The organism is Streptomyces sp. NPDC029674, assembly GCF_044903205.1.
Lineage (GTDB): Bacteria > Actinomycetota > Actinomycetes > Streptomycetales > Streptomycetaceae > Streptomyces.
In genome coordinates this window covers 245,994-258,655 of record NZ_JBJDPY010000004.1, presented here as the reverse complement: position 1 = coordinate 258,655, position 12,662 = coordinate 245,994, and the positions used below count along the sequence as shown (strand labels likewise).

At 71.8% G+C, this 12,662-nt stretch carries 13 protein-coding genes; 8 read left to right on the top strand and 5 right to left on the bottom strand.

Annotation, left to right across the window (positions count from 1 at the left end):
* Nucleotides 1–70 precede the first annotated feature (70 nt).
* Both ACI2L3_RS11650 and ACI2L3_RS11645 read left to right on the top strand, forming a co-directional pair.
* Nucleotides 71–511 (top strand): cation:proton antiporter regulatory subunit, encoded by a 441-nt coding sequence (locus ACI2L3_RS11650; protein WP_404752502.1) that lies wholly within the window; start codon nucleotides 71–73, stop codon nucleotides 509–511.
* 4 nt (nucleotides 512–515) lie between these two features.
* Entirely contained in the window at nucleotides 516–1,772 is a 1,257-nt protein-coding gene (locus tag ACI2L3_RS11645; protein ID WP_404752155.1) for a cation:proton antiporter, read from the top strand.
* Here the strand turns inward: ACI2L3_RS11645 and ACI2L3_RS11640 are convergent, their stop codons facing one another.
* A complete protein-coding gene (locus tag ACI2L3_RS11640; protein WP_404752154.1) occupies nucleotides 1,773–2,636 on the bottom strand; it encodes an alpha/beta fold hydrolase in 864 nt (287 codons plus the stop codon). It abuts the gene before it with no gap.
* Between the two features lie 226 nt (nucleotides 2,637–2,862).
* Here ACI2L3_RS11640 and ACI2L3_RS11635 point away from each other — a divergent pair, with 226 nt between their 5' ends.
* The 3 genes from ACI2L3_RS11635 to ACI2L3_RS11625 all read left to right on the top strand — a co-directional run bounded on the left by ACI2L3_RS11635 (nucleotide 2,863) and on the right by ACI2L3_RS11625 (nucleotide 5,991).
* Complete coding sequence (locus ACI2L3_RS11635) at nucleotides 2,863–3,597, top strand: hypothetical protein (RefSeq protein ID WP_404752153.1); 735 nt, start codon at nucleotides 2,863–2,865, stop codon at nucleotides 3,595–3,597.
* 117 nt (nucleotides 3,598–3,714) lie between these two features.
* The gene (locus tag ACI2L3_RS11630; RefSeq protein ID WP_404752152.1) at nucleotides 3,715–4,308 is read left to right on the top strand and encodes a sigma-70 family RNA polymerase sigma factor; all 594 of its coding nucleotides are present in this window, start codon (nucleotides 3,715–3,717) and stop codon (nucleotides 4,306–4,308) included.
* Between the two features lie 144 nt (nucleotides 4,309–4,452).
* A complete protein-coding gene (locus tag ACI2L3_RS11625) occupies nucleotides 4,453–5,991 on the top strand; it encodes an MFS transporter (protein ID WP_404752151.1) in 1,539 nt (512 codons plus the stop codon).
* 174 nt (nucleotides 5,992–6,165) lie between these two features.
* On the opposite strand, the gene ACI2L3_RS11620 is transcribed toward ACI2L3_RS11625, so the two are convergent.
* Nucleotides 6,166–6,729, bottom strand: a complete 564-nt coding sequence (locus tag ACI2L3_RS11620; protein ID WP_404752150.1) for a hypothetical protein — start codon at nucleotides 6,727–6,729, stop codon at nucleotides 6,166–6,168.
* Between the two features lie 144 nt (nucleotides 6,730–6,873).
* Complete coding sequence (locus ACI2L3_RS11615) at nucleotides 6,874–7,347, bottom strand: GNAT family N-acetyltransferase (RefSeq protein ID WP_404752149.1); 474 nt, start codon at nucleotides 7,345–7,347, stop codon at nucleotides 6,874–6,876.
* Nucleotides 7,348–7,657: 310 nt separating this feature from the next.
* On the opposite strand from ACI2L3_RS11615, the gene hemC reads away from it, so the two are divergent.
* Both hemC and ACI2L3_RS11605 read left to right on the top strand, forming a co-directional pair.
* Nucleotides 7,658–8,593, top strand: a complete 936-nt coding sequence (gene hemC, locus ACI2L3_RS11610) for a hydroxymethylbilane synthase (RefSeq protein WP_404752148.1) — start codon at nucleotides 7,658–7,660, stop codon at nucleotides 8,591–8,593.
* A gap of 128 nt (nucleotides 8,594–8,721) precedes the next feature.
* Nucleotides 8,722–9,657: a trypsin-like serine peptidase gene (locus ACI2L3_RS11605; RefSeq protein WP_404752147.1), complete on the top strand. Its 936-nt coding sequence runs from the start codon at nucleotides 8,722–8,724 to the stop codon at nucleotides 9,655–9,657.
* 48 nt (nucleotides 9,658–9,705) lie between these two features.
* On the opposite strand, the gene ACI2L3_RS11600 is transcribed toward ACI2L3_RS11605, so the two are convergent.
* Entirely contained in the window at nucleotides 9,706–10,698 is a 993-nt protein-coding gene (locus tag ACI2L3_RS11600) for a helix-turn-helix transcriptional regulator (protein ID WP_404752146.1), read from the bottom strand.
* Between the two features lie 107 nt (nucleotides 10,699–10,805).
* On the opposite strand from ACI2L3_RS11600, the gene ACI2L3_RS11595 reads away from it, so the two are divergent.
* Nucleotides 10,806–11,540: an NIPSNAP family protein gene (locus tag ACI2L3_RS11595; RefSeq protein WP_404752145.1), complete on the top strand. Its 735-nt coding sequence runs from the start codon at nucleotides 10,806–10,808 to the stop codon at nucleotides 11,538–11,540.
* A gap of 31 nt (nucleotides 11,541–11,571) precedes the next feature.
* Here the strand turns inward: ACI2L3_RS11595 and ACI2L3_RS11590 are convergent, their stop codons facing one another.
* Nucleotides 11,572–12,576: a Ku protein gene (locus tag ACI2L3_RS11590; protein WP_404752144.1), complete on the bottom strand. Its 1,005-nt coding sequence runs from the start codon at nucleotides 12,574–12,576 to the stop codon at nucleotides 11,572–11,574.
* Nucleotides 12,577–12,662 lie beyond the last annotated feature (86 nt).

The following is a 12,662-nucleotide window of genomic DNA, read 5'->3' as shown; positions in this document are numbered from 1 at the left end:
CATCTATCACGCAAGGGGAAAAGCTGTGCCCGCCTCACGACTCAGCCGCACGCCGCTTCCAGGCATCGGCATGCGGTACGACCTGACGACCCGAGAACAACGACGTCTGTCGGTGGTCGCGCACCGGGACGGAGCACGGACGCTGAGCGCCTACCGGTCCGACGACCCGGACGAGTGCGCGCTGTCGCTGCGGCTGAGTTCGGGCGAGGCGGAGGCGCTGATCGACGCCCTGATGCCCTCTCACCACAGCCCGACCCTGCTGCACACCACCGACCTGGGCCTGGTCGCCGAGCGCGTGCTGCTGTCGGCCACCTCGCACTGGAACGGGCGGCTGCTCGGCGAGACCCGGATGCGGACCGAGACGGGCGTCTCGATCGTGGCCGTGCTGCGGCGGGCCGAGGCGATCCCGTCGCCGGCCCCCGACTTCCGGCTCGCCGGCGGGGACACCCTGATCGTCATCGGAACGCGTGAGGGCGTGGAGACCGCCGCGACGATACTCGGGCGGGAGTGATCGCGTGCATTCCGCTGTCTTTCTGATCGAATTCGGCGCGATCATCCTCGCCCTCGGCCTGCTCGGCCGGTTCGCGGGACGCTTCCGGTTCTCGCCCATCCCGCTGTACCTGCTCGCCGGGCTCGCGTTCGGCGAGGGCGGCCTGCTGCCGCTCGGCGCGAGCGAGGAGTTCGTCGCCATCGGCGCCGAGATCGGCGTCATCCTGCTGCTTCTGATGCTCGGCCTCGAGTACACGGCCAACGACCTGGTCAGCAATCTCAAGACGCAGTACCCGGCCGGTCTGGTCGACTGCACGCTGAACGCGCTGCCGGGCGCCATCGCCGCGCTGCTCATGGGCTGGGGTCCGGTCGCGGCCGTCGTACTCGCCGGCGTCACCTGGATCTCGTCGTCCGGTGTCATCGCGAAGGTCCTGGGGGACCTCGGGCGGCTCGGCAACCGCGAGACCCCCGTCATCCTCAGCGTCCTGGTCCTCGAAGACCTGGCGATGGCCGTCTACCTGCCCATCATCACCGCCCTGCTGGCGGGGGTCGGGCTCGCCGCGGGCAGTCTCACGCTCGCCATCGCGCTGGGCGCCGCGGGGATCGTCCTCTTCATCGCGGTGCGGTACGGGCGGCTCATCTCCCGGTTCGTCTCCAGCGACGATCCGGAGAAGCTGCTCCTCGTGGTGCTCGGCCTGACCATCCTCGTCGCGGGCATCGCGCAGCAGCTCCAGGTGTCCGCCGCCGTCGGCGCGTTCCTGGTCGGCATCGCGCTGTCCGGTGAGGTCGCCGAGGGCGCGCACACGCTGCTCGCGCCGCTGCGGGACCTCTTCGCGGCCGTCTTCTTCGTCTTCTTCGGGCTGCACACCGACCCGTCGAGCATTCCGCCGGTGCTGCTGCCCGCGCTCGCGCTCGCCGTCGTCACCGCGCTGACGAAGATCGCCACCGGCTACTGGGCGGCCCGCCGTGCGGGCATCTCGGTCAAGGGCCGCTGGCGGGCCGGTGGCGCACTGGTGGCGCGGGGCGAGTTCTCCATCGTCATCGCGGGGCTCGCGGTCACCGCGGGCATCGAGCCGTCGCTCGGACCGCTGGCGACGGCGTACGTGCTGATCCTCGTCATCGTCGGGCCGCTGACCGCCCGCTACACGCAGCCCATCGCGGGATACGTGAGCGGGGCGCTGGCCCGCCGCCGCGCAACCGCCGGCGCGGCAGGCCCGCAGGTGCCGGGGCCCCGGAAGACGGTCGAGACGCTGGACGGGCAGGACGTGGCCGACCGGCCGTAGCTAGCCGACGCAGCTGGGCCGGAACTCCGGGTCGGCCGGCCCCTTCCGGCCCAGCGCGTCGAGGACCCACTGAGCGGCGACCGGGTCCTTCGTCACCTGGTCGTGCAGGAACGGGTCCAGCGGACAGCGGTCCTGCAGGACCACGTTGGTGACGTATTCCTTCGGGCCGTTCAACAGGGCGCTCGTGTACGGGATGACGATTTCGTCGTACCGCGTGGTGAGGACCGTGTAGTCGGGGCCCGCCGGGGTCTCGGTGCCTTCGTTGAGCTTCGCCAGCAGTTCGGAGCCCGCCATCTGGTCGAGGCAGGCGGGACAGGCGAGGTCGCCGAGCGGCTTGGTCAGCGGATTGGTGGTGCCGTGGTTGGACGGCACGATGCCGATCAGGTCGTCGACCTTGTCAGCGCCGCCGAGGAACTTCACGTAGTAGCGGGGCATCATGCCGCCCTGACTGTGGCCGACGAGGTCGACCTTCGCCGAGCCCGTCGCGCCGCGCACGGCCTCGACGAAGTCCTTGAGCTCGGTGGCCGAGCGCGGGACCGGCGCGGTCGCCAGCCTCCCGTAGTTGAACGCGAAGACGCAGTAGCCCGCTCTCTTCAGTCTGGGCGAGAGCGTGGCCCAGTTCTCCGCCATCAGCTTGAACGTGCCGTTGACCAGGACGACCGGCTCGGGGTGTGCCGGATCCGGCTTGCAGGACCAGTCGTTGGCGCCGCGGGGCGGGATGTCGAGGACCGACGTCGGCGCGGACGCGGAGGTCGTGGCCGACGCGGGGGCGGGGGCGGCGAGGCCCACGAATCCGAGGGCGAGGGCGGCCACGGCGGTCATCAGGGACCGTACGGCGGGGCGCAGGTGCATCGGGGTTCCCATCGTGAGGTGGTGAGGGGGTGAGGGCGGCGGCCGGGAGGCGAGGTGCGTGGCAAGTGGCGCGTGGGCGAACACAGTTCGACAATGCCGACCGCTGGACGAGATCATTTTCGTTGCGTACACGCCACGTCAAGGGGGTTTTCGGCGACAGCGCGCGTTATCCGGGCACTTCGGGCATCTCTTGGACTCGCCGCCCGCCACCGGGCCGCCGCCTGGCACGATGCTTCCCATGACCTCAGGTCCAGGGTTCCGCCTCGCACGCGCCGCGATGTTCGCGGCCGTGTGCGTGGTGGCGACGGCCCTGGGCCACGCGGTCATGTCCGGTGCCACGCTGCCCTGGTGGGCGGTGGGTTACGCGTTCGCGGCCACGGTGGCCGCCGCGTGGTGGCTCACCGGACGCGAGCGCGGCGCGGTCGCCGTCACCGGCGCCACGGTCGCGGCGCAGCTGTGCCTGCACGAACTGTTCGGCCTGGCGCAGCGGGTGAGCGTCCCGGCGGGCGGGAGCGGGCCGCCGGACGCGGCGCCGGGCCACCCCGACGACGGCATGAACCACCTGAACCACGCGATGCCGGCGACCGTGCCGCCGGCCGGGACCGGCTCGTCCGGTGCCGGCTCGTCCGACGCCTCCATGTACGCGTCCGCGATGCCGGACGAGGGCGTGTCCCACTGGGTCATGTCCGTCTTCGGGCACAGCGGCTCCGGCATGTTCCTCGCCCACGTCGTCGCCGCGCTGATCTGCGCCCTGTGGCTGTGGCGCGGCGAGGCCGCCGTCTTCCGTACCGGACGCGCGCTCGCGGCGGCCGTCTTCGTGCCGCTGCGGTTCGTCCTCACGGTCCTCCTCGCGGCCCTCCCGCCCGCGCCGCCCCACGTCGGCGCCCTCGTGCCCGTGCCGCGGCTGCGCGGGGTCCTTCTCCAGTACGCCGTCTCACGCAGAGGTCCGCCGGTCCTTCCGGCCAGTTCCTGAAACCGCCCGCGCCCCTCGGCGCCGGGCGGATCTTCGGCGTCCGCGCACGCGGGGGTCACACCTCCGTCGTACGTCCGCGCCGCTTCCTGAACTCCCTTCACCGAAGGACCTTCTGCGATGACTGCTGCCCTTTTGCGATCCCGGTCCTGCGCGGACCGGACCCGTGACGACCTGATCACCCAGTGGGCGCTGGCGGCCCGCGACGGCGACGCCCGGGCTTTCGAGGAATTCGTGCAGGCCACGCGCCGTGACGTCTGGCGCTTCGTGGCCCACCTCAGCGGCGACCTGCACGGCGCCGACGACCTGACCCAGGAGACGTATCTGCGGGCCCTGACCGCGCTGCCCGGCTACGCCGCCCGGTCCGGTGCGCGCACCTGGCTGCTCGCCATCGCCCGCCGGGCCGTCGCCGACCGCTTCCGCTCGGCGGCGGCCCGGCCGCGGATCGCCGACACCGGCGACTGGCAGGCGGCCGCGGAGCGGGCCCAGCCGCGCGGGCTGCCCGGGTTCGAGGAGGGGGTGGCCCTCCTCGACCTCCTGGAGACGCTCGACGCGCCGCGCCGCGAGGCGTTCGTCCTCACCCAGCTCGCCGGGCTGCCGTACGCGGACGCGGCGGCCGCCGTCGGCTGCCCGATCGGCACGGTCCGCTCGCGCGTGGCCCGCGCGCGGGAACGGGTGAGCGAGCTGCTGCTCGCGGCGGACGACGCCGCATAGCGGTCCGCATGCGCTGCCGTCCGGCGGTTGCGCACCCCGGTGCCGGGCCCCCATGAGGTCCGGCACCGGGGTGCGCGAAGATCCCGGTCGCGGCCTCCGATCAGGGCGTTTAGCGTTGTTCGGGGGTGTTTGGAGGCCAGCACCATGGACCGTGAAGCCGTGCCATCGCCGGAACCCTCCCCGGTGCCCGGTTGCGCCCGCGACACCGGACCGTCCGCTCACGCGCCACACGCGGGAGGCGGCCGTCACGAGCACCGCTGGCTGATCCTCGCGGTGGTCGGCATCGCACAGCTCATGGTGGTCCTCGACGCCACGATCGTGAACATCGCGCTGCCCTCGGCCCAGCGGGACCTGGACTTCAGCGACGGAAACCGCCAGTGGGTCGTCACCGCGTACGCGTTGGCCTTCGGCTCCCTGCTGCTGCTCGGCGGGCGCGTCGCCGACCTGGTGGGGCGCAAGGTCGTCTTCCTCGCCGGTCTCGCCGGTTTCGCGGTGGCGTCCGCGATCGGTGGCGCGGCGACGAGCTTCTCGATGCTCGTGGCGGCCCGCGCGCTGCAAGGCGTGTTCGGCGCGCTCCTCGCGCCCGCCGCCCTGTCGCTCCTGACGACCACGTTCACCGACCCGCGGGAGCGCGCCAAGGCGTTCGGCATCTACGGCGCGATCGCGGGCGCGGGCGGCGCGGTGGGGCTGCTGCTCGGCGGCGTACTCACCGAGTATCTGGACTGGCGCTGGTGCCTGTACGTGAATCTCGCGTTCGCCGCGGTCGCCATGGTGGGCGGCGCGCGGCTGCTGCACGCCGGCGCGCCCCCGGACCGGCCCAAGCTGGACGTGCCCGGCACGGTGCTGGTGTCGGCCGGTCTTTTCTGCATCGTCTACGGCTTCTCCAACGCGGAGACACACGCGTGGAGCGATGCGCTGACCTGGGGTTTCCTGGTCGTCGGCGCGGTACTTCTGGTGGTGTTCGCCTGGTGGCAGACGCGCGCCGCCCACCCGCTGCTGCCCCTGCGGGTCGTCCTGGACCGGGATCGCGGGGCGTCGTTCCTCGCGATGTTCATCTCGGGCGCCGGCATGTTCGGGGTGTTCCTGTTCCTCACGTACTACCTCCAGCAGATCCTGGAGTACACGCCCGTCAAGACCGGTCTGGCTTTCCTGCCCATGGTCGCGGTGATGGTGGTGGCCTCCGTCGTGACCACCAACAACCTGGTGCCGCGGATGGGCGCGAAGCCCATCGTGCCGCTGGGCATGGGGCTCTCGGCGGCCGGCATGGCGTGGCTGACCGCCCTCGACGTCAGCAGCGGGTACGCCGCCCATGTGCTGCCGCCGCTGCTCGTCGCCGGGCTCGGTCTCGGCCTCATCTTCGCCCCGGCGATGAGCATGGCGACCGCCGGAGTCGCGGCGCACGACGCGGGCGTGGCCTCCGCCATGGTCAACACCAGCCAGCAGGTGGGCGGTTCGATCGGCACGGCGCTGCTCAACACGCTCGCCACGACGGCGGCATCCCACTACATGGAGGGCAGGAACCCGACACGGCGGGTGGAGGAACAGGCGGCGATGCAGTCGTACGCGACCGCGTACTGGTGGTCAGCCCTCTTCTTCGCGATCGGCCTCGTCGTTACGGTCGTCCTGTATCGCAGAGGGCCGCCGGTGCCGACGGAGACGGGCAGCGGCGCGGTGCACATGTAGGGCGGTGACGCGATGACTTCGGGGCCGGCTCCGGGTCCTGCTTCGGACCCAGACGCCCGCGCCCTCCGGCGCCAAAATCCACTACCGCAGGCGTCGTGACGACCACGGAGACCTCCGCCCGGCGAGGTGGGGGCGATGGCCGCACGACCAGACGCCGTATCTCACGGCGAGAGATCAGAAGCATGCATGGCGGGGCAGGCGGCCCAGCACGGCACGGAACCTCTCCCGGCCTGCCGTGACGCTCGCGTCCCACAGACCTGCTGCGTCACCACTCAGCGAGAAGGACTGGAGCCGCTGTTCCTCGGCGAGAAGGCCGGCCCCCGCCTCATTCTGGTCCAGCATCCCCATCGCGGTGAGCGCCGCATGGCCGCAGGACACCGCGTCATCAGCGCTTCCCGAGCCATGGCCCGGCAGGGCATACCGCAAGGTGAGGACAGCGAAGAAGGCGTAGGTGTCGACGACATCGGTGATCCCCTCCTCGTTCGGCTGCAGCTCCGGGAACTGCTCCAGCAGGCGCACGCGCTCGGCAGCGTCGGCGAGCGGCCGGTCGGCATGCCAGAGCTCTCGTACGGTCTCCGCGTAGAAGTCCAGGTCGGATTCCCGACCCGGCGCGTTCGCTCGCAAACCCATGAACAGTGGCGCCATGCGCTCGGTGCAGGCGGCGACATACAGGCAGATCGCCTCGCCACCCCCGTCACGAAGCGTCTCGGCGACGGCCCTCTCTACCAGCTTCTCCACGTCCCGCCCTCCGGTGCGAACAGATCGACAGGCTACATAGCGGCTTGAGCACCGAAGCTTGTGTCGGGGCACCGCCTCTGGAGCCCGGGGCCGCGCCGGAGAGCGACCGGAAACGCACTTCGGAGTGACCGGGAACGAGAACGGCTACCGCGGCGACTCCCGTACGAACAGCGTCACCGACACGCTCGCCTCGAAGCCGTTGCGCCGCATGAGGGCGGACGACGCGGTGTTGCGGGACTCGACGTCGGTCACGACGGCGCTCGCGCCCGCCTCCGTGAGGGTCGCGCAGCAGGCCTTCACGAGGCGGCTCGCGACGCCCCGCCCCTGGTACTCGGGGGCGCTGGCGATCCACTCCAGGTTGCCCCAGTCGGAACGCTGGTCGAAGCCCATCGAGCCCAGCACGAAGCCCGCGAGGTGGTCCCCGTCCAGCGCGACCCAGCACGCGGACGCCTCGCTGTCCAGGTGCCTGGCGATCGCCGAGAGCGACCAGGAGGTGTACGGCTTCACGGACGTGTCGTAGACCCGGCGGCCCAGGGCGAGGACGTCGGCCAGATGGGTGGCCGTCATCGGCGCGAGACCGATACCGGCCGAGGGGTCCGGCGCGGCGGCGTGGGACATGGGGCCTCCAGGGGGCGGGCGCGGCGCCGCGCCGGGGCGGGCTCTGCGGCTCACGCTATGTGGCGGCCGGTGCTCGCGCACGCCGAGGTATTGGCCCCGGAGGGGCACGCACAGCGCGCCCGGGGTGGGGACCCGGCCCCAGCACACGTGGCGTGCTCGACGCACCGCGACGCCGCGCCGGAGCGCTCCCCCGGATGGCCGAAAGGTCGTACCACCCGCCTCCGCGCCCCCAACTCACCCGAGCCAACGGCCCTTTGATCAGTTGGACGCGTGTCCGAGGCACCCCTTCGCAGCCCTTATCGTGGAGCGCATGTCCGTTCCTGAGCTGATCCGCATCGTCTCCCGCTCCTCCCCCATGGCCCTCGCCCAGGTGGAGCGCGTCCGCACCGAACTCGCCGCGCTGCACCCCGGCATCCGTACCGAGGTCGTGCCGGTCACCACCTCGGGTGACCGCTGGATGGGCGATCTGGCGGCGCTCGGCGGCAAGGGTGCCTTCACCAAGGAGGTCGACGCCGCACTGCTCGCCGGTGAGGCGGATCTCGCGGTGCACTGCGTGAAGGACGTGCCCGCGGACCGGCCGCTGCCCGCGGGCACCACGTTCGCCGCGTTCCTGAAGCGCGACGACATCAGGGACGCGCTCATCCACCCCGGCGGCCTCACCCTCGACGAGCTCCCCGCGGGCACCCGCATCGGCACGTCGTCGGTCCGTCGCGTGGCCCAACTCGCCGCTTCCCACCCGGAGTTGGAGTGCGTCCCGATGCGCGGCAACGCGGGCCGCAGGCTGGAGAAGCTCGCCGCGGGCGACGCCGACGCGCTGCTGCTCGCCCAGTCGGGCCTGGACCGCATCGGCCGCCCCGAGCTGGCCAGCGAGATTCTGTCGGTGGAGACCATGTGCCCGCCGATCGGTGCGGGCATCCTCGCTCTGCAGTGCCGCGAGGACGACACCGCGACCATCGACGCCGTCACGGACCTGGGTGACACGGACGCCTGGCGGGAGGCGACCGCCGAGCGCATGTTCCTGCACGTCCTGCAAGGGCACTGCAACTCGCCGATCGCCGGATACGCGCGGTCGGAGCGCGGCGGCGATCTGTCGCTGCGGGCCTGCGTGTTCACGCCCGACGGCAAGACGGTCCTCAACGCGCACGAGTGGGCGGGCCCGCTCGACCCGGCGACGCTCGGCACGTCCGTGGCGGTGGCGCTGCTGCGTCAGGGCGCCCGCGAGCTGATCGACGGCATCGCTCACTGAGCGAGCGACGCGCGCGCTTCTGTCACAGAACGTCGACAGCGCCAACCGGACAGCCGGATGCCTCCTCTTGCACGGCGGACCGACCGACAGCCCGCCCGCCGCGTGCGGCCACTGAGGAGATATCCACGATGACCGAGACAACCGCTTCCGTGACCCGGCCACCGCGCGGCCGCGCCACGGTACGCGCCGTGGCCGGTACGGCCCTCGCCCTCGCCGTCACGATCCCGGCGACGGCCGCGACCGCAGCCACCGCGACGGCCCAGGCCCGTACCGCCGCCGCCGACCCGGTCTCCGTCCTGAAGTTCACCACCAAGGAGCGCAAGGACGCCCTCGCGTACTGGACGCCGGCCCGCATGAAGGCGGTCGGGAAATCCGTGGACCTCGGCCCCACCGGGCCGAAGGCCAAGCCGTGGCGCGGCACCGAACTGAAGACCGTGGGGCGGCTGTTCTTCGTCAACGCGAGCGGGGCCGACACCTGGTGCACGGCCACCGCGGTGAAGAGCGCCAACCGCTCCGCCGTCATGACGGCGGCGCACTGCGTACGCCGTGGCTCGTCCCCGCACAACACCAACTTCTCGATGGTGTTCGTCCCCGGCTACAGCAAGGGCAAGGCGCCGCACGGCGCGTTCGCGGTCCGCCAGGCCGTCTCCCCGCGCACCTGGGAGGAGGACTCCACGAACGACGTCTCCGCGCTGACCGTCGACGCCGGCAAGAACGGCAAGAAGCTCACCGACACGGTGGGCAGCCAGCCCATCGCCTTCAACCGCCCCGTAGGCGGCACCGTCTCCTCCTTCGGCTACTCCGCCACCCGCCCGCAGCTCGGCGAGGAACTCCTCCGCTGCGTCGGTACGGCGAAGAAGAAGAACGGCACGCAGGCCATCCCGTGCGACATGAGCGGCGGCTCCAGCGGTGGCCCCTGGCTGGCCGACTTCAACGCCACCACCGGCAAGGGCGTCCTGGTCTCCGTCAACAGCTCGCTGGACTCCCTGACGCCGACCAGGATGTACGGCGAGGTGCTGGGTGCCACGGCCAAGAAGGTGTACGACCGGGCCCAGCAGCGCTGACCGCTGCCCCGGAGATACCGCGACGCGGGTTCACACTCCGACGCGGCTTCACGCTCCTTCGCCCCGCCCGGCGCCGTACGTCTCGGCCAGTGCCTTCACCGTGTCGGCCATGGCCCGGCGCAGTTCCGGCGGCGCGACGACCTCGACGTCGGCGCCGAGCCGCAGCAGCTCGCCGCAGGCATGTCCGGTGCTCTCGGTCGGGATGACCGCCTCGGTCCATCCGTCGTCGCCGACGGCGGTCGCGCTGGACTCGACCGCCCGGACCGCCTCCGGGGGCAGGTTGTCCGGCAGGCGTCGGCGTCCCCGAGGAGAGAGACGGACGGTGGCCGTGCCGGTGTAACGGCGCTTCTCGAAGCCGTCGAGATAGGAGAGCCAGTAGGCGCCCAGGTCGAAGTCGGGCGGCCGGTCGAACCGCTCGTCGCTCGGGGTCGCGTCGAGGACCTGGGTGACGCGGTAGGTCCCGACGCGGCTCTCGGCGGCGGCCACGAGGTACCAGACGCCGGATTTGAGCACGAGACCGTAGGGGCGGAGCCGACGCCGCACTTCCTGCGGCGCGCGCCAACGCCGGTAGCGGACGTCCACCACCCTCCGGGTGAGCACCGCGTCGACGAGCAGGGTGAGGTGCGGCGTCCGTTCGGGCTCCCGGTACCAGGCCGGAGCGTCCAGGTGGAACACCGCCGCGGCCCGCGCCGCCTCGTCGCGGAGTCCCGCGGGCAGCGCGGCCAGCAGTTTCAGCCGCGCCGCAGCCACCTCGTCCGCGAGCCCCAGGTCGGCGGCGGGGCCGGGCAGCCCCGCGAAGAACAGCGCCCGCGCCTCGCCCTCGCTCATCCCGGTCAGGCGCGTGCGGTAGCCCTCGACCAGCCGGTAGCCGCCGTTGCGGCCCGGTTCCGCGTACACGGGCACCCCGGCGGCCTGCAGCCGCGCCACGTCACGGTACGCGGTCCGCACGGACACGCCCAGTTCGTCGGCGATGCCCCGCGCGGACATACGGCCCCGGGATTGCAGCAACAGCAGCACTGACAGCAGTCGACCGGCAGACATGGCCGCATTCTCCCCGTAAACCCTGACAGCCCCTGGCACGAGGTCGCCCTACCGTCGGTGCCCCGACCGCCGAGCCACCGAACCGAACCCCAGAAGGAGCCTGCCGCGTGCCTCTCACCGAGACGTCCCGCCGTCCCGCCATCGTCGAGCTTCGCCAGTACACGACGCGTCCTGGCCGTCGCGACGAGCTCATCGAGTTGTTCGACCGGGAGTTCGTGGAGACCCAGGAAGCGGCGGGGATGCGGGTGCTCGGCCAGTTCCGTGACCTCGATGACCCGGACCGCTTCGTGTGGCTGCGCGGCTTCCAGGACATGGCGACACGGCACCGCGCGTTGACCGCCTTCTACGAAGGTCCCGTGTGGGCGGAGCACGGCCCGCAGGCCAACGACACCATGGCCGACTCCGACGACGTCCTGCTGCTGCGCCCCTTGACGGACGACGGTCTGAGCGTCTCCCCCTCCGGGCGGGCTCCTTCCGGTGCCCCGGCCCCCGAGCGATTCGTCTGCGCCACCGTGTGGTCCTTCGCGCCCGGCCGGCCCGACGGCGGCGCGCTGATACGGGACGGACTCCTCCCCGTGCTGCGCGCGACGGGACCCGCGCCCTTCGCCGCCCTCACCACTGAGACGGCCCACAACACCTTCTCCAGGCTGCCCGTCCGCACCGGGGAGAACGTCGCGGCGGTCATCACGTCGTACCCCGACGAGAGCACGTACCGACAGCACCTCGCCGACGTGCTCGCTCACCCGCTCGCTCGGGGCGAGATCCTGCCGGGCATCGAGCGGGAGCAGACGGGAGCCCCCAGAACCCTGCGACTCGCGCCGACAGGCCGCTCGCTCCTCTGACGTTCCGGGCTCCGAGGTGGGACGGCCGTGGTCAGGCGGCGCCTGCGCCGCGGCGGCGGCCGGTTCCGGAGAGCGCCTCAATCAGCTCCTCCCGGCTCATCTTGGAGCGTCCCTCGATGCCCTGTTCCGTGGCTCGCTGGTACAGCTCGCTCTTGCTGAGCTGCTGGAGCCCGGTCTCTTTCCGCGGCGCGGTCTTCTTCTTCGACCCCGTCTTCCGTGGCTTGGGCCTGCTCTTCGTCGATTCCTTGCTCTTGGTGCCCCGGGCCCGGTCGAGGCTGCCTTGCAGGACCTCCATGAGGTCGACGACGTTGGTGGCCTGCGGTGCCTCCTCCGCGGCCTCGATCTCCTGGCCCTCCGCCTTCGCGCGCACCAGCTCCCGCACCTTCTCCTGGTACGTGTCGTGGTACTTGGCCGGCTCCCACGGCGCGTCCAGGGCGTCGATCAGCTGGATCGCCATGTCCCGCTCCTTGCCCTTGTCCGCCTGGCCGGAGGGGAGTTCGGGCAGCTCCTGGTCCGGGTCGCGCACCTCGTCCGCCCAGTGCAGGGTCTGCAGCACCAGGACCTTGTCGTCGGCGCGCAGCGCGGTCAGGTACTGCTTGCCGCGCATCACGAACGTCGCGATGCCGGCCTTGCCCGCCTCCGCCAGCGCTTCCCGCAGCAGCCCGTACACCTTGGTGTGGTCCTTGCCGCGCGGGGCGATGTAGTACGTGCGGTCGAAGTAGACCGGCTCGATGTCGTCCAGGTCGACGAAGTCGCTGATGTCGATGGTCCGGGAGCGGCCCGGAGCGATCTCGTCCAGTTCGTCGGGTTCCACGACGACGTACTCGCCCTCGGCCGCCTCGTAGCCCTTGACGATGTCCTCGGACGACACTTCCTTGCCGGTACGTTCGTTGACGCGCCGGTTGCGGATCCGGTCGGCGGTGCCGCGTTGCAGCTGGTGGAAGTGGACCGTGTGGTTCTCGACCGCGGTGTACAGGCCGACCGGCACGCTGACCAGCCCGAAGGTGATCACGCCGGTCCAGATCGCGCGTGCCATGAGCGTCTACTCCCATCGTGCTTCACCGTCGCCGTGAGAACAGCGAAGTGCGGAGGTCTCTGCCGACCACGCTGGCACTCCTGCGC